Source organism: Microbacterium sp. NPDC091662, from assembly GCF_044756705.1.
Lineage (GTDB): Bacteria > Actinomycetota > Actinomycetes > Actinomycetales > Microbacteriaceae > Microbacterium.
The window spans coordinates 1987561-2002942 of the sequence record NZ_JBIVTM010000001.1 but is presented as its reverse complement, the minus strand read 5'-3'; the positions used below and the strand labels follow the sequence as shown (position 1 = coordinate 2002942).

Here is a 15382-nt window from a genome sequence, read left to right as displayed (position 1 = left end):
CGCATGAGCACCCCCATCCGTCTGGGTACCCGTCGCAGCGCGCTCGCGCAGGCGCAGTCGGGTCATGTCGCCGTCGCTCTCGAGAAGCTCTCGGGGCGCCGGGTCGAGCTCGTCCCGATCACCAGCGAGGGCGACACGAACCGTGCCTCGCTCTCCGAGATCGGCGGTCAGGGCATCTTCGCCACACGCCTTCGCGAGGCCCTGCTCGCGGGGGAGTGCGATTTCCTCGTGCACTCGCTGAAGGATCTGCCGACGGCGATCCCCGATGGCCTCGTGATCGCGGCGACGCCGAAGCGTGAGGATCCGCGCGATGTGGTCCTCACCCGCGACGGCATCGCGTTGCACGAACTGCGCTCCGGCAGCACCGTCGGTACCGGCTCGCCCCGTCGTATCGCCCAGGTGCACCGCCGTGCACCGGGTGCCGAGGTGGTCGATATCCGAGGCAACGTCGACTCCCGGCTGGCCAGGGTCGCCTCCGGTGAGTTGGACGCCGTGATCCTCGCGGCAGCGGGCCTTTCGAGGCTCGGAGCGAAATCTCCGCTGCGGCGGGAAGAGCTCGGTCTCGCCGAGTGGCCGACCGCCCCCGGCCAGGGGTCGCTCGCCGTCGAGACCCGTGCCGATGCACCGGAAGACCTGCGTGCGGCGCTCGCCGGTCTCGACGACGCCGACACCCGTCTGGCCATCACCGTCGAGCGCGCGATCCTGCAGGGACTGGATGCCGGATGCCAGGCGCCGATGGCCGCGCACGCGGTGGTGGACGGCTCCTCGGTCCGGGTCAGGGCGGTCGTCTACGCCGCTGACGGAGGGCGCCGGATCGGCCTCGACGTCACCGAAGACCTGAACGGGGAGTATATTCGTCGGAACGGCAGTGGCAATGGAGCGGATGCTGCCGATGGTGCAGACCCGATGCACGCAGCGCGCGAGCTCGGGTTCACTGTTGCCCGTCGGCTGCTCGATCAAGGGGCGGCCGGCCTCGTATCCCGAGAGCAATCCTCATGACCACTTCCGAAATCAAGCAGGACCGACCGCTGGACGGCTGGCGAATCCTCGTACCCCGTGGCGGGCCGTGGGGCGACAGTGTCGCCGCGAGCCTGCGCGCGCTGGGCGCCGTGCCGGTGGTCGCGCCGCTCATCAACTTCGCCCCGACGACCGACCAGGCGACGCTCGACTCCGCCCTGGCGCAGTTGGCCGCGGGGGAGTTCGACTGGCTGACCGTCACCAGTGCCACGACCGTCGACGTGCTCTTCGCGCACCGAGCGATCGTGCCGCGCACGACCAAGATCGCCGCCGTCGGTGAGACGACCGCCGCGGCTCTGCAAGCGGTCGGCTACGAGGTCACGCTGGTTCCCGAGCAGGACAACTCCGCTGAGGGGATGGCGCAGCAGCTCATCGCCCTCGAGAAGGAGCCGCGCCGCATCCTGGCCCTGCGCAGCGAGATCGCGAAGCCGGTGCTGAGCCGGCTGCTCTCCGAGGCGGGTCATGACGTGCATGGCGTCGTCGCCTATCGCACCGTGGGAGTGCCGGTGACGGAGCGCATCCGCCGCGACGTCGAGAACGGCCGGATCAACGCGATCCTGATCACCAGCGGATCGGTCGCCGAGCAGGTGCGTGAGCAGTTCCCGGAGATCCCCGACGAGACGCTGCTCGCCGCGATCGGACCGCGGACCGCGAAAGACGCGCAGCGTGCGGGTCTGCCCGTGTCGGTCGTCGCCGACCGGCAGACCGTCGACGCGCTCATCGACGCGGTATCGCACTTCACTCTTCCGCATGCGGCCGACGAGTTCGCACCGTGAGCTTTCCCGACGTTCGGCTGAGGCGCCTGCGGCAGTCCCGTGCGGTGCGCGACCTCGTGCGCGAGACCTCGCTGCATCCGCGACAGCTCGTGCTTCCGCTCTTCGTGCGTGAAGGCATCTCCGAGCCGGTGCAGATCGGCTCGATGCCCGGCGTCGCGCAGCACTCCCTGGATTCGCTCCGCGCGGCGGCGGTCGAGGCTGCAGAGTCCGGAGTCGGCGGCGTGATGCTGTTCGGCGTGCCCGCCGTCCGTGATGCCGTCGGGTCGGGAGCCGACGATCCGCGTGGCATCCTGAACGTCGCGACCGAGGCCCTGGCCGCCGAGGTCGGCGACGCGCTCGTCGTGCAGACCGACCTCTGCCTCGACGAGTTCACCGACCACGGTCACTGCGGCGTGCTCGCAGCCGACGGCTCCGTCGACAACGACGCGACTCTCGAGCGGTACACCTCGATGGCGCTCGCACAGGCGCGCGCAGGTTCTCAGCTGCTGGGGCTTTCCGGGATGATGGACGGCCAGGTCGCGGTGATCCGCCGGGCGCTCGACGCCGAGGGGTTCACCGACACCCTCCTGCTCGCGTATGCCGCGAAGTACGCCAGTGCCTTCTACGGACCCTTCCGCGAGGCCGTCGACTCTCAGCTGACGGGTGATCGTCGCACGTATCAGCTCGACCCGGGCAACCGGCGCGAGGGCGTGCGCGAGGCGGTCGTCGATGAGGCCGAGGGGGCCGACATCGTCATGGTGAAGCCGGCGATGGCGTTCCTCGACGTGCTGCGCGAGGTGCGCGACACCGTGAGCATTCCGGTGTGGGCATATCAGGTCTCGGGCGAGTACGCGATGATCGAGGCCGCCGGTGCGAACGGCTGGATCGACCGTCGTGCCGCCGTTCTCGAGTCCCTTCTCTCCATCCGCCGTGCCGGTGCGGATGCGGTGCTGACCTACTGGGCCACCGAAGCGGCCCGCTGGCTGCGCGACTGATCTCTCCGAGGAGTTCTCCTTCATGACCGACCGCAACGACGACCTGTTCTCCGCTGCCCGTGCGGTGATCCCCGGTGGGGTCAACTCTCCGGTGCGCGCCTACGGCTCGGTCGGCGGGACGCCGCGATTCCTCGCCTCGGCGAAGGGCGCGAAGGTCACCGATGCCGCTGGTCGCGAGTACGTCGACCTCGTCGCCTCGTGGGGTCCTGCCCTCCTCGGCCATGCGCACCCGGAGATCGTCGCCGCGGTGCAGGAGGCCGCGTCCCTGGGACTCTCGTTCGGTGCTCCGACCGAGGGCGAGGTCGAACTGGCTGCGCTGATCGCCGATCGCGTGCGGTTCGGCGAGACCCGACCCGTCGAGCGCGTGCGCCTGGTCTCCACGGGCACCGAGGCGACCATGACGGCCATCCGCCTCGCGCGCGGTGCCACCGGTCGCGACCTGCTCGTGAAGTTCGCCGGCCACTACCACGGGCACTCCGACGGTCTTCTCGCCGAGGCGGGTTCCGGGGTCGCGACGCTCGCGCTCCCCGGATCGGCCGGCGTCCCGGCGCCGGTCGCCGCACAGACCCTCGTGATCGGGTACAACGAGCCGGATGCGCTGGCTGCGGTGTTCGCCGAGCACGGTCAGCGGATCGCCGCCGTCATCGTCGAGGCCTCGGCGGCGAACATGGGCGTCGTCGCTCCACTCCCCGGATTCAACCGGCTGATCGCCGAGACCGCCCACGCCCACGGTGCGCTGATGATCCTCGACGAGGTGCTCACCGGATTCCGGGTGCACCCGGCAGGCTTCTGGGGTCTGCAGGCCGCCGCGGGCGAGGACTATCTGCCCGACATCTTCACGTTCGGCAAGGTGGTTGGCGGGGGCATGCCGCTGGCCGCGCTCGGTGGACGTGCCGAGGTCATGGATCTGCTCGCGCCGCTCGGCCCGGTCTACCAAGCAGGGACGCTCTCCGGGAACCCGCTCTCGGTCGCTGCGGGTCTCGCGACACTGCGGCTCGCCACTCCAGAGGTCTACGCGACGGTCGACGCTGCATCTGCCCGAGTAGCGACCGCGCTCGACGCCGCGCTCACGTCGGCGGGTGTCACGCACGCCGTCGCGACCGCCGGCAACCTGTTCAACGCCTCGTTCCGGGCCACGGCGCCGCAGAACTATGCCGAAGCCCAGGCGCAGGAGTCGTTCCGCTACGCGCCCTTCTTCCACTCGCTGCGCGAGCAGGGCGTGGCCCTTCCGCCGAGCGTGTTCGAGGCCTGGTTCCTGACCGCCGCGCACGGCGAAGAGGAACTGCAGCAGATCGAGGCCGCCCTTCCGGTGGCTGCGGCCGCTGCCGCCGCGGCGCGCCCATAGCGCGGCCACAGTCGGGCGGGCGTCTCGGTAGCGCGGCCACAGTCGGGCGGGCGTCTCGGTAGTGCGGGCTCGGTCAGGCGGGTGTCACCGCGAGATGAACATGACACGGCGCGGCGGGGCGTCGGTGTAGACACGGCCGAGTGGGCTGGTCCACTCGATATCGCCTCCGGGGAGTTGCCTTGCATGCCAGCGGTGCTTCTCGACGATGCCGGGATGCTTCAGTGAGTGGTGTCCGACGCAGAAGTGACTGAGGTTGTCGATCGACGTGCGCCCGCCCTTGGCGTGGTCGTGGTTGTGGTCGATCTGGCACCTGTGGATCGGTGTTCGGCAGCCGGGGAATCGGCAGTGCTGGTCGCGGGCCTGAAGATGTCGTCGCATCGCCGCCGTCGGCGCGTACGCGGCCGTGGCCGTCACGATTCCGGTGCGGTCGAGGAAGAGGCGGGACCACCCGCCGTGGCGACCGGCGAGGTCGCGGGCGACGTCGGGATGCAGCGCGCCGATGCCATCGAGTTCGGCCGGTCGGTCGTCAGCCCCGACCAGCGTCTCGGCAGCGATCGTGACCTGAAGGCGAGCCTGGATGCTTTCCAGCGCGGTGCCCCTCGCCGCGGAGGGATCGGTGGTCAGGAGTAGATCGCTCAGCAGATCGGTACGGATCGCATCGATGCCGCGCCCGTCTGTCGGGACGTGGGCGCCGTCGACGGACGGATCGGTCGTGAAGGTCACCCCGTTGCCGAAGATCACATGTGCATCGAATCGGGTGTCGTCAGCGGCCTGGCCGTGCGGGGGAAGGTGATCGGCGCACGAGTCGAGCTCGTCCGGGCGAAGCTTCGTCACCGCACCGGCACCAGGAGTGCGATCGTCACGCGTGTCGATGACATGCTGCGCGAGCCGGGTCAGGCGGTCGAGGATCGCGTGGGCGAGGTGCTCGGGAAGCACGACCTGCAGCAGTGCGAGGCCGTCGTCGAGGGACCTCAGCGTGACCGATCGTTCTCGGTGGGCGCGCCGGTGAAGCTCGACCACGGTCTCGCCGGCGAGGGACGAGGCGATCTGGCGCACCGTCGTGCGAGTGCGCGCGGGGGAATCGTGCTCGGCCACGACGATCGCGGCCGTGTCGTCGAGGGCGAGAGTGTCGGCGTCGCTTCGCCCCTCGCGGACGCCCTGCCGCACGATGCTTCCCTCACGCACGATCTCTCGGACATGTGCGGCGCTGATCGCACCCCGGCGGAACGCATCGCGAACCATGGGGTGCTCGGCGTCGAGGAAGAGGGCGTCGGTGAATGCGTACTCGACGCTGCCCTTCGACATGCGGCCGGCGGCCGAGTACTCGGCGACCGTCGACCGATGGATCGACTCGCGATGCTGCGGATGCTCCCGGACATCATCGTCGAGGAGACGCAGCCGATCGGAGAGGAGGGCCGAGGCTTCTGCTTCGAGTATCGCGATGTCTCGCCGCTTCTCGACCCAGGCATCGAGCAGCGCTTCACGCTGATCGGTGTCGTTCGCGGATGCGGCCATGCGTCGAGTATAGTACATATGTTCGAAACTCGGAAGGGGAATGATGATGACTGGTGCTGATCGACAAGGGATCGTTGCGTTCCTGTGAGCAACTTCCAGACAACTGGCAGGGCCGCGCTGGCAGACTGGGGGACATGGTGACGTTGTTGCTGGACCAGACGCAACTGGAGGTCGTGCTCTCGCCGATCGAACGTGCCGCCACCTTCCACCGTGACAACCTCCGTATCGCGCGCGACACCATCACCAAGGTGCAGTTGACGGAAGACGCCTGGACCTGGCTCCGCGGCGTCCCGAACCCGGGGACGCACATCCCCGGTGTTCTCGCGGCAGGCAGTTGGAAGGCCGCGGGCAGTCTCGACTTCGTGCTGATCCGTCGGCGTCGTCCGAGCGTCGTGATCGACCTCGAGGACGACGAGCAGTACCGTCGCCTGATCCTCACCACCAGCCACGGACTCGCGCTCACGCAGGCACTGCGGCTCGATGTGTCGACTGAACCGGCGAACGTCGAGGAGATCGTGGCGACGGCACCGGTCCCGGTCTCGAAGGGCCGCCGCCGTCCCGTCATCCGCCCTCGGCCCGCCTGACACCCTCGGCCCGCCGGACGCCCGCGTCGCCGGAGGTCCGCCCCGATGCGTGGCGTCCTCGGGAACGTAGAACGCCCTCCCGACTCACAGGTCAGGAGGGCGTTCGCATCAGCCGAGTCGCTCAGCCGTGATGGTGCTCGCCGTCGGTGTGCCCGGCGTCGTCGTGGTTATCGTCGTCGTGGTTATCGCCGTCGTGGTCCTCGTCGGCGTGCTCGCCGTGATGGCCCTCGTCGGTGTGCTCGCCTTCGTTGTTGTCGCCGACGTGCTCGTCCGGAGTCTCGGCGGCGGCGCCGTCGTGCCCGGCGTCGTTCCCGTCCGGATTCTCCGCGTGAGCCTCGGCGTCAGACGCCTCGGGGGCCGGATCGTCGGCTTCCGCGGAAGCCTCGGCCAAGGGCACGGTGTCGATCACGCCGGTGGACGCGACGCTCCAGTGCGCGCTCTCGTCGCGTTCGTTCTCCGAGCCTTCGTTCTCCGAGACGGCGTTCTCCGAAGCCTGGTCCTCGGCGCTCAGCGGGTAGTCCTTCGGCTCGTCCTCGTAGTACGCGCGAGCGGCGGCGGCGAGCATGGAGCTCACTGCCGCGGCGCGGGGGTCGGAGTCAGCAGGGGAGGCTGCGGCGTCGTCGGAAGGCGTGGCATCCGATTCACCGGTGCCCGACGCGTCGTGGAGGTCCGCGAAGATCTCGACCCCGCTGTGGTCGTCGTCGCCGGAGGCCAGATCGGAGGGTGCCTCCGTCATATCCGCGGCGTCCGCTGGTGTGGCAGCACCGAACAGAATCTCATCGAAGGATCGGGCCGGGGGCTGCTCGTCGGCGGACTGCCCTCTGAGGGTCGAAGCGTCGTCCGCCTCGAACGGACCCGAGGCGACGTCGCCCGACTTCTCGACAGGAGCCTCCTCGACCTGAACTTCTTCGCCGGGAACTTCGTCGACAGCGGCCGCTACGACGGGCGTCTCTTCGAGGGGTGCCTCCTCGGACGGCGTCTCCTCGGTCGCGATGACGTCGGCGGAAGCCGCGTCTGCAGGCGATTCGTCCGAAGCGCTCTCCGCGCTCTCCACGCTTTCGTCCTCGGAAACCTCGGAAACCTCGGAAACCTCGGTGGCGATGGATGCGGCGAGGTCGTCGGTCACGGCCTCACCTGCGGGAGCAGCGGCGGCCTCGGCCGCCCAGGCAGCAGCTGCAGCCACGGGGATGGCGACCACGGAGTCGGCGGGCGCGGGAGCTGTCGCTTCTGGAGCCGCCTCGTCGGGGGATGTCGCTTCGGGAGCGGTCGGCGCGGCAAGCTGGGGCGGCGCTGCGGGAGCGTTCGGCACGAACCGGCCACCGCGCATGAGGTCGATGAAGACGTCTTCCAGCGTCGGTCCGCGCTGCACCAGGGTGCTCAGAGCGATGCCCGCATCGGCAGCGATGGCTCCGACCGTGCCGGCGTCTCCACCCCTCACCGTCAGGCCCGAACGCAGCACTTCGATGTCGAAACCGGCAGCAGCGAGCGCTGCCGTCAGGGCCGCGCGATCCGCGGCGTCCACGATGACGGAGCCGCCCTTCGTGTCGGCGAGCGTCTCGATGCCGCTGGCCAGTACGAGCTCGCCCTTCGAGAGCACGAGCACATTGTCGGCGACCTGCTCGACTTCGCTGAGGACGTGCGAGGACACGAGGACCGTGCGCCCCTCGTCGGCGAGGCGACGCATCAGGAGACGCATCCAGCGGATGCCTTCGGGGTCGAGCCCGTTGGCCGGCTCGTCGAAGACCAGGGCGCCGGGGTCGCCGAGAAGCGCGTGGGCGACGCTGAGTCGCTGGCGCATCCCGAGTGAGAAGCCGCCGATGCGCGAGTCGCCCTCGCCCTCGAGGCCGACCAGCGAGAGCACCTCGCCGACGCGTGCCAGCGGGATGCCGTTCGCCTTGGCGGCGATGGTCAGCTGGCGTTCGGCGGTGCGACGAGGACGGTAGACGGTCTCTTCGAGCACCGCGCCGATCGTGCGCAACGGCTGGCGGAGCTCTGCATAGGCCGTGCCGCCGATCGTCGCCGTGCCGGACGTGGCGCGCACCTGGCCGAGCAGGATGCGCAACGTGGTGGTCTTACCGGCTCCGTTCGGGCCGAGGAAGGCGGTGACGGCTCCGGGCTCGACGCGCGCGGAGAAGTCCGAGACAGCGGTCACCTCATTGAAGCGCTTCGTCACGTGCGTGAACTCGAGCACCTGTCCTTCAGGCATCCGTGACCTCTCGTCGCATTTGAACAGTTCCTCCCTATCCTGCCGGAAAAGCCTGTCGGATCCCGCATTTCGCGCGGATTCCTGCCCTTGCCGAAAGGGGTAGCCTGGCCAGCGTGACCGATTCTCACGCTGCATCCCGCGTTCTCGTCCGCACCGAAGGGGCTCTCGGGCGGCTCACGCTCAACCGCCCCGAGGCCATCAACGCCCTCGACGTCGACATGATCCAGAGCCTCACCGCAGCGCTCGACGCCTGGCGCGACGACACCGACGTGCAGATCGTGCTGCTCGACGGAGCGGGAGATCGTGGCATGTGCGCCGGCGGCGACGTGCGCGCCCTGCATGCGCAGATCGTCGCGGGGCAGGCCGATCAGACCGCCGAGTTCTTCCGCGCCGAGTATGCGTTGAACGCGATGATCGCCGAGTATCCCAAACCTGTGGTGTCCTTCGCCGACGGCATCACGATGGGTGGAGGCATCGGCCTGGCCGGGCACGCGGCGATCCGTATCGTCACGGAGCGCTCGAAGCTCGCGATGCCGGAGACGCGCATCGGATTCACGCCCGACGTCGGCGGCACCTGGCTTCTCGGCCGTGCCCCCGGGCGCTTCGGCGAGTACTTCGGCCTCACCGGGGCGGCGATGAGCGGCGCGGATGCCGTGTATCTCGGCTTCGCCGACCACTTCGTGCCGTCGGATCGCCTCGACGCGTTGAGCGAGGCTCTCGCGTATCGCGCCGATCCCACGGGTCCCAGCGAGATCGTGCTGCTGTTCGACGAGACGCCGGAGCCCTCGCAGCTGCCCGCATCGAGAGAATGGATCGACGAGGCCTTCTCCGCTCCCACTGTGATCGAGATCATCGAACGCCTGCAGGCCCAGGGCACGACGGAAGCCGTCACGACCGCGGATCTTCTGGAGGGACTCGCGCCGACCGGCCTCACCGTCACGCTCGATGCGATCCGCGAAGCGCGCGAACTGCCGGGGCTTCGTGCCGCGCTGGAAGGCGAGTACCGCCGTGTGCTGTGGTTCGTGAACGAGCACCCCGATCTCGTCGAGGGCATCCGGGCGCAGATCGTCGACAAGGACCGCGATCCGAAATGGGACCCGCCGACGCTGGCCGAGCTCGCGTCGGACGCCGGCGCCCCTGCGCGCGGGTACGTTCCGCAGCCTGCCCTGTTCTGAAACGGTTCTGTTCTGAGGCGGGCTTACACGGAGGATGCGGGGACAGTGTCGGCGGTCGATCGCGACTGCCAGATCGCGCGGAGCACGTCGATGACGTCATCTGGATCCGCCTCGGCCGAGCCGGCCTCGTCGACCAGTTCGCGGATGCGCCGGATCACCGAGGTGGGAAGAACCCCCGCGGTCTCGGCGACCCGGGTGCCCGCAGCGGTGCGAGAGACGACCAGCCCCTCACCTTCGAGCATCTTGTATGCACGAGCCACGGTTCCGGGGGCGACACCCAGGTCGCTCGCCGTCTGTCGGACCGTCGGCAGTCGCTCTCCCGCGCCGAGCTGTCCCGAGACGATGAGACCGCGGAGCTGCCGGTAGATGTCCAGCGCCGGGTTCGCGTCGTCGGTCGGTGACAGTCGGGGAGCGGGGCTCACCGTGCGGCTTCCCGGTCGCCCGAGCGCTCCGCGACGCCCGTCGGTTCTGTGTCGTATCCCGGCGGGCACAGCTGTGCGCTCACGAGGAGAAGGAGGATGAACGCCGTGATCTCGAGAGCCGGCGCCAGCCATCCGCCGACCGCCGCGATTTCTCCGTATCGCCAGAAGGCCTCGTAGGAGTCGCTGCGGCCATCGCCCTCGACTGCGAGGCCACTGATCGAACCGGCTTCGGCGATGAATCGCCATGCCCCCGCAAGAGCGAGAAGAGCGCCGGACGTCGCGATCCGGGTGATGCCCTGTGCGATGTCGCGTCGTTCCTGTTGCTCGGCGAGGACGCCGGCGGGGCGCAGAAACGGGCGCGCCGCGTTGACATGCAGTGCGGCGACGGTCACGGCGACGAGTGCTCCGGTGCAGATCAGGACGGGGACTCCGTACGCCCAGCCGTAGAACCACGGCCGGATCGGATCGATCGTCTCGTTGGGCACTGCGATCTCGAGGAACACGTACGGACCGCCGTCGATGTTCGAGGAGGCGAGCCCGGCGAGCAGCGTGGTGGCGGTGAGCACGAGGACCGTGACGGCGGTTCCCGTCGAGTCGAGAGGAGAGCTGAAGGTCAGCCAGGTACGGCGTGCGGAGACGATGGGATGCTCCGGCGGCGTGCTGCCCCGCGTCGTGATCAGGAACGTCAGGGCGGCCACGCCGACACCGGCGGTGAGCACCGGCAGTGCATACCGCCACCACGAGACGACGCCGTCGAGGTTCACGGCGTACCCGGTGATCAGACTCTCGGTGACGAAGAGAGCGATCACCGAGAGTGCCACGATGCCGAGGGTGCGATGCTCTGGCGCGTAGCGCGCGAAGATCCCGCCGGATACCCCCGGGGCGAGGCGCGCGCGAGTCGAGGTCCGCGTTCGCCAGCGGGGAGAGATGGAGACACCGACCGCGATGATCGCCGCGAGGATCAGGGAGACCCAGGGCATCGAGAGGAGAGCACCGAACAACTGCCAGGGATCCGGCAGCCCGGAGCCGACGGGGATCCGGTCTGCCGTTGCGAGCGAAGATGCGGTGGTCGCGATCATGGAGAGTCCGTCCTCTTTTGTGTCATATGTTTATCACAAGTTGTATCAACGCGTAAACACAAAGAAGGGGAGATCGGTCTCGCCGGTCTTGTTCGCCCGCGTGCAGAAACCGCAGACCGGCGGGAGAAGCGGTTCGCTGTGAGCGAAGGTCCACCGTGAGGGGGATACGAATGTCCGCGGATCGTGGCACTCTGTCTTGTGGCCGATTGTCGGTCGGCATCCGTCTGCCGAGAAATCCGCCGTTCCATCCTTCCTAGAAAGTCCGCCTGTGCTGGGAAAAATTCTCCTCCGCTATCTCTCCCGATACCGATGGCTGCTGCTCGCGGTGCTGGTCTTCCAGCTCGCCAGCGTGGCAGCGACCCTCTACCTCCCGCGCCTGAACGCCGACATCATCGACAAGGGCGTCGCCCGCGGTGACACCGGCTACATCTGGAGCACCGGTCTGTTCATGCTCGCGGTCTCGCTGGGGCAGATCATCGCCTCGGTCACCGCTACCTACTTCGCCGCGCGCGCCGCGATGGGCGCCGGTCGCGACATCCGCGCCGACGTGTTCGGCAAGGTCAGCGGCTTCTCCGAGCGCGAGGTCTCGCAGTTCGGCGCCGGCTCGCTCATCACCCGCAACACGAACGATGTGCAGCAGGTGCAGATGCTCGCGATGATGGGCGCGACCATGCTGGTCACGGCCCCGCTGCTCGCGATCGGCGGCATCATCTTCGCCGTTCAGACGAACGTCGGCCTCAGCTGGCTCATCGCCGTCTCGGTGCCGCTGCTGCTGATCCTGGCCGCTCTCGTGATCGGCCGCATGGTGCCGCTGTTCCGCAGCTACCAGGGCAAGCTCGACAACGTCAACCGCATCATGCGCGAGCAGCTCACCGGCGTGCGCGTCGTGCGTGCGTTCGTTCGCGAACGCATCGAGGAAGATCGCTTCCGCGGCGCCAACACCGACATCATGGTCGTCGGCCGCAAGGTCGGCTCGCTCTTCGTGCTGCTGTTCCCGCTGTTCATGCTCATCCTCAACGTCACCGTCGTCTCGGTCATCTGGTTCGGCGGCATCGAGGTCAACAACGGCACGGTGCAGGTGGGCACGCTGTTCGCCTTCATGCAGTACATCGGCCAGATCATGGGCGGCGTCATCATGGCGAGCTTCATGGCGATGATGATCCCGCGTGCCGCGGTCTCGGCCGAGCGCATCGGCGAGGTGCTCGACTCCGAGTCCACGCTGGTCCGCCCCGAGAACGGTGTCACCGAGTTCCCGGTCCCCGGATCCGTCGCGCTCGATGACGTCGAGTTCACGTACCCCGGTGCCGATTCCCCCGTGCTCACCGGCATCAGCTTCGCCGCGCAGCCGGGCGAGACCGTTGCGATCGTCGGATCCACCGGCTCCGGCAAGACGACCCTCGTGTCGCTCATCCCACGTCTGTTCGACGTCTCGGGTGGTTCCGTGCACGTCGGGGGCACCGACGTGCGCGAGGCCGATGTCGAGTCACTGTGGGACAGCATCGGCCTGGTGCCGCAGCGTCCGTTCCTCTTCACCGGCACCGTCGCATCGAACCTGCGCTACGGCCGTGAAGAGGCCACAGATGAAGAGCTGTGGCACGCGCTCGACATCGCACAGGGTCGCGACTTCGTCGAGGAGATGCCCGACGGTCTCGACTCCCGCATCGCCCAGGGCGGTACGAACGTCTCGGGTGGTCAGCGTCAGCGACTCGCGATCGCCCGCGCGATCGTGCACCAGCCGCAGATCCTGGTCTTCGACGACTCGTTCTCGGCCCTCGACCTCACGACGGACGCCCGGCTCCGCCAGGCGCTGTGGCGGGAGTTGCCGCATGTGACGAAGATCGTGGTCGCCCAGCGCATCTCCACCATCACCGATGCCGACCGCATCGTCGTCCTCGACGGCGGAACCATGGTCGGCGTCGGCACACATGAGGAGCTGCTCGAGACGAGCGATACCTATAGAGAGATCGTCGAGTCGCAGCTGGGGGTGGACGCATGAGCGAGCAGAACAACGAGCAGACCAGGCCCAAGCGCGGCCGCGGTAAGGCGGCAGCGGCCGTCGCCGAGGTCGAGCTGAGCGCCGAGGAGAAGTACGAGGCCGAGCTCGCCGAGCAGGCGCGTCAGAACTCCGGCGACTGGGACAGCGTCGCGCCGGGCAAGGCCGACAACTTCGGTCCGAGCTTCGCGCGCATGATCGGGCTGTTGAAGCCGTCGGCCATCTGGTTCGTCTTCGTGTCGATCCTGGGCGCCATCGGCGTCGTGCTGACGGTCGCGGCTCCCAAGGTTCTCGCCGAGGCGACCAACCTCGTCTATCGGGGCTTCATCTCCATCCAGCTCGGACAGCCGACCGACGGCTTCCCCGGCTTCCCTGCCGGCACGTCGCAGGACGTCGTCGTCGAGGCGCTGCGGGCGGGTGGGCAGGACGACTTCGCGAATCAGGTCGGCGCGCTGGGCGACTTCACGGTCGGCCAGGGCATCGACTTCGACGCGCTGCGTCTGGTCATCGCCGCCGTGCTCGGCATCTATGTGGCCGCGGCCTTCCTCACCTGGATCCAGGGTTACGTCATCAACGTGATCATGGTCCGCACCATGTGGCGCCTTCGTGAGTCGGTCGAGGCGAAGATCAACCGTCTGCCGCTGGCGTACTTCGACAAGGTGCAGCGCGGTGAGCTGATCTCGCGCGTCACCAACGACATCGACAACATCACGCAGACGATGCAGCAGTCGCTCTCGGGTGCACTCACCTCGGTGCTCACGGTGATCGGCGTGCTCGTGATGATGTTCTCGATCTCGTGGCAGCTCGCGCTCGTCGCCCTCATCACGCTGCCGCTCATGGGCGTCATCTTCGGCATCATCGGACCGCGTTCGCAGAAGGCCTTCGGCACCCAGTGGCGCAAGGTCGGTCGACTGAACGCCCGCGTCGAGGAGGCGTTCTCCGGCCACGCGCTGGTGAAGGTCTTCGGTCGCGAGAAAGATGCTCTGGACAAGTTCCAGGTCGAGAACGAAGAGCTGTTCCAGGCGAGCTTCAAGGCGCAGTTCCTCTCCGGCATCATCATGCCGGCGATGATGTTCGTCGGAAACCTCAGCTACGTGGGCATCGCGGTGCTCGGTGGTCTGATGGTCGCGAACGGTCAGCTCCGTCTCGGCGACGTGCAGGCGTTCATCCAGTACTCGCAGCAGTTCACGCAGCCGCTTTCCGAGCTGGGTGGCATGGCCGCCGTCGTGCAGTCGGGCACGGCCTCCGCCGAGCGGGTCTTCGAACTGCTCGACGCCGACGAGCAGGAGGCGGACGACGCCGACGCTCCCGAGCTGGTCGAGGGCAAGGGCGTCATCGAGTTCGAGAACGTCGCGTTCTCGTACACGCCCGAGCGTCCGCTCATCCGGGACCTGTCGTTCCGGGTGGAGCCGGGGCAGACCGTCGCCATCGTCGGCCCGACCGGTGCGGGCAAGACGACGCTGGTCAACCTGATCATGCGCTTCTACGAGCTCAGCGGCGGGCGCATCACGCTCGACGGGCAGGACATCGCCGAGGTGACCCGCGACGAACTGCGTTCTCGCACCGGCATGGTGCTCCAGGATCCGTGGCTGTTCGCCGGCAGCATCCGCGAGAACATCCGTTACGGCCGCTCCACCGCGACCGATGACGAGGTTCTCGCCGCTGCGAAGGCGACCTACGTCGACCGCTTCGTGCATGCCCTTCCCGAGGGTTATGACACGGTGCTCGACGAAGACGCCGCGAACGTCTCGGCGGGTGAGCGTCAGCTCATCACCATCGCGCGCGCGTTCGTCGCGCAGCCGTCGATCCTCATCCTCGATGAGGCCACGTCAGCGGTCGACACCCGCACCGAGCTGCTGCTGCAGCACGCGATGGCCGCGCTTCGCGAAGGACGCACGTCGTTCGTGATCGCGCACCGCCTGTCGACCATCCGCGACGCCGACCTCATCCTGGTGATGGAGCACGGTGACATCGTGGAGAAGGGCACGCACGACGAGCTCATCGCCGCGCAGGGCGCTTACTGGCGTCTGTACCAGTCGCAGTTCGAACAGGCGGCGACCGACATCGATGCCGAGGATGCTCTCACCGGGACGACGCCCGTCGTCGTGACGGGCGATGCGAACAATGCCGAAGGCACGGGGGCGGAGGCTGCGGCCGCTGTCGCCGGCGCCTCCGCGGGCGCTCAGGTGCCCGCAGCCGAGACGGCGGCAGCCCAGGCGCTGCTGGAAGACGGGGCGGACGGTTCCGGCCACCGTTCCTGATCTCCGGCATCGCGCACGAAGACGCCCCACCCCGC

General features: G+C 68.5%; 12 protein-coding genes. 8 read left to right on the top strand and 4 right to left on the bottom strand.

Annotated features, from left to right (window positions below; genetic code table 11):
- The first annotated feature begins 3 nt into the window (after positions 1-3).
- The 4 genes from hemC to ACIQLD_RS09790 are packed head-to-tail and all read left to right on the top strand — an operon-like array spanning position 4 to position 4112.
- Positions 4-999, top strand: coding sequence for a hydroxymethylbilane synthase (gene hemC, locus ACIQLD_RS09805; RefSeq protein WP_402607828.1), 996 nt, complete (start codon positions 4-6; stop codon positions 997-999).
- Positions 996-1793 (top strand): uroporphyrinogen-III synthase, encoded by a 798-nt coding sequence (locus ACIQLD_RS09800; RefSeq protein WP_402607827.1) that lies wholly within the window; start codon positions 996-998, stop codon positions 1791-1793. The genes hemC and ACIQLD_RS09800 overlap by 4 nt, the downstream gene beginning before the upstream one ends.
- Entirely contained in the window at positions 1790-2767 is a 978-nt protein-coding gene (gene hemB, locus ACIQLD_RS09795; RefSeq protein ID WP_402607825.1) for a porphobilinogen synthase, read from the top strand. The genes ACIQLD_RS09800 and hemB overlap by 4 nt, the downstream gene beginning before the upstream one ends.
- 22 nt (positions 2768-2789) lie before the next feature.
- A complete protein-coding gene (locus tag ACIQLD_RS09790; RefSeq protein ID WP_402607823.1) occupies positions 2790-4112 on the top strand; it encodes a glutamate-1-semialdehyde 2,1-aminomutase in 1323 nt (440 codons plus the stop codon).
- Positions 4113-4196: 84 nt separating this feature from the next.
- Here ACIQLD_RS09790 and ACIQLD_RS09785 read toward each other — a convergent pair whose 3' ends face one another.
- The gene (locus ACIQLD_RS09785) at positions 4197-5627 is read right to left on the bottom strand and encodes a DUF222 domain-containing protein (RefSeq protein WP_402607821.1); all 1431 of its coding nucleotides are present in this window, start codon (positions 5625-5627) and stop codon (positions 4197-4199) included.
- A gap of 134 nt (positions 5628-5761) precedes the next feature.
- Between ACIQLD_RS09785 and ACIQLD_RS09780 the strand changes: the two genes are divergently transcribed.
- Positions 5762-6211, top strand: coding sequence for a hypothetical protein (locus ACIQLD_RS09780; protein WP_402607819.1), 450 nt, complete (start codon positions 5762-5764; stop codon positions 6209-6211).
- Between the two features lie 121 nt (positions 6212-6332).
- Here ACIQLD_RS09780 and ACIQLD_RS09775 read toward each other — a convergent pair whose 3' ends face one another.
- On the bottom strand, positions 6333-8417 hold the full coding sequence (locus ACIQLD_RS09775; protein ID WP_402607817.1) for an ATP-binding cassette domain-containing protein: 2085 nt from the start codon (positions 8415-8417) through the stop codon (positions 6333-6335).
- Positions 8418-8530: 113 nt separating this feature from the next.
- Here ACIQLD_RS09775 and ACIQLD_RS09770 point away from each other — a divergent pair, with 113 nt between their 5' ends.
- Positions 8531-9592 (top strand): enoyl-CoA hydratase/isomerase family protein, encoded by a 1062-nt coding sequence (locus tag ACIQLD_RS09770; protein ID WP_402607815.1) that lies wholly within the window; start codon positions 8531-8533, stop codon positions 9590-9592.
- A 23-nt stretch (positions 9593-9615) separates the two neighbouring features.
- On the opposite strand, the gene ACIQLD_RS09765 is transcribed toward ACIQLD_RS09770, so the two are convergent.
- Together ACIQLD_RS09765 and ACIQLD_RS09760 are read right to left on the bottom strand one after the other, a co-directional pair.
- Positions 9616-10014: a GntR family transcriptional regulator gene (locus ACIQLD_RS09765; RefSeq protein ID WP_402607813.1), complete on the bottom strand. Its 399-nt coding sequence runs from the start codon at positions 10012-10014 to the stop codon at positions 9616-9618.
- Positions 10011-11093, bottom strand: coding sequence for a hypothetical protein (locus ACIQLD_RS09760; RefSeq protein ID WP_402607811.1), 1083 nt, complete (start codon positions 11091-11093; stop codon positions 10011-10013). Before ACIQLD_RS09760 ends, ACIQLD_RS09765 begins: the two co-directional genes overlap by 4 nt.
- A gap of 268 nt (positions 11094-11361) precedes the next feature.
- On the opposite strand from ACIQLD_RS09760, the gene ACIQLD_RS09755 reads away from it, so the two are divergent.
- On the top strand, positions 11362-13089 hold the full coding sequence (locus ACIQLD_RS09755) for an ABC transporter ATP-binding protein (RefSeq protein ID WP_029258535.1): 1728 nt from the start codon (positions 11362-11364) through the stop codon (positions 13087-13089).
- Entirely contained in the window at positions 13086-15347 is a 2262-nt protein-coding gene (locus tag ACIQLD_RS09750; RefSeq protein ID WP_402607809.1) for an ABC transporter ATP-binding protein, read from the top strand. The genes ACIQLD_RS09755 and ACIQLD_RS09750 overlap by 4 nt, the downstream gene beginning before the upstream one ends.
- Positions 15348-15382: the final 35 nt, after the last annotated feature.

Excerpts from the sequence above, each read along its gene's own strand:
- ACIQLD_RS09800 (WP_402607827.1), top strand. The coding sequence starts at position 996 with ATGACCACTTCCGAAATCAAGCAGGACCGACCGCTGGACGGCTGGCGA.
- hemC (WP_402607828.1), top strand. The coding sequence starts at position 4 with ATGAGCACCCCCATCCGTCTGGGTACCCGTCGCAGCGCGCTCGCGCAG.
- ACIQLD_RS09780 (WP_402607819.1), top strand. The coding sequence starts at position 5,762 with ATGGTGACGTTGTTGCTGGACCAGACGCAACTGGAGGTCGTGCTCTCG.
- ACIQLD_RS09790 (WP_402607823.1), top strand. The coding sequence starts at position 2,790 with ATGACCGACCGCAACGACGACCTGTTCTCCGCTGCCCGTGCGGTGATC.
- ACIQLD_RS09775 (WP_402607817.1), bottom strand. The coding sequence starts at position 8,417 with ATGCCTGAAGGACAGGTGCTCGAGTTCACGCACGTGACGAAGCGCTTC.
- ACIQLD_RS09760 (WP_402607811.1), bottom strand. The coding sequence starts at position 11,093 with ATGATCGCGACCACCGCATCTTCGCTCGCAACGGCAGACCGGATCCCC.
- ACIQLD_RS09785 (WP_402607821.1), bottom strand. The coding sequence starts at position 5,627 with ATGGCCGCATCCGCGAACGACACCGATCAGCGTGAAGCGCTGCTCGAT.
- ACIQLD_RS09750 (WP_402607809.1), top strand. The coding sequence starts at position 13,086 with ATGAGCGAGCAGAACAACGAGCAGACCAGGCCCAAGCGCGGCCGCGGT.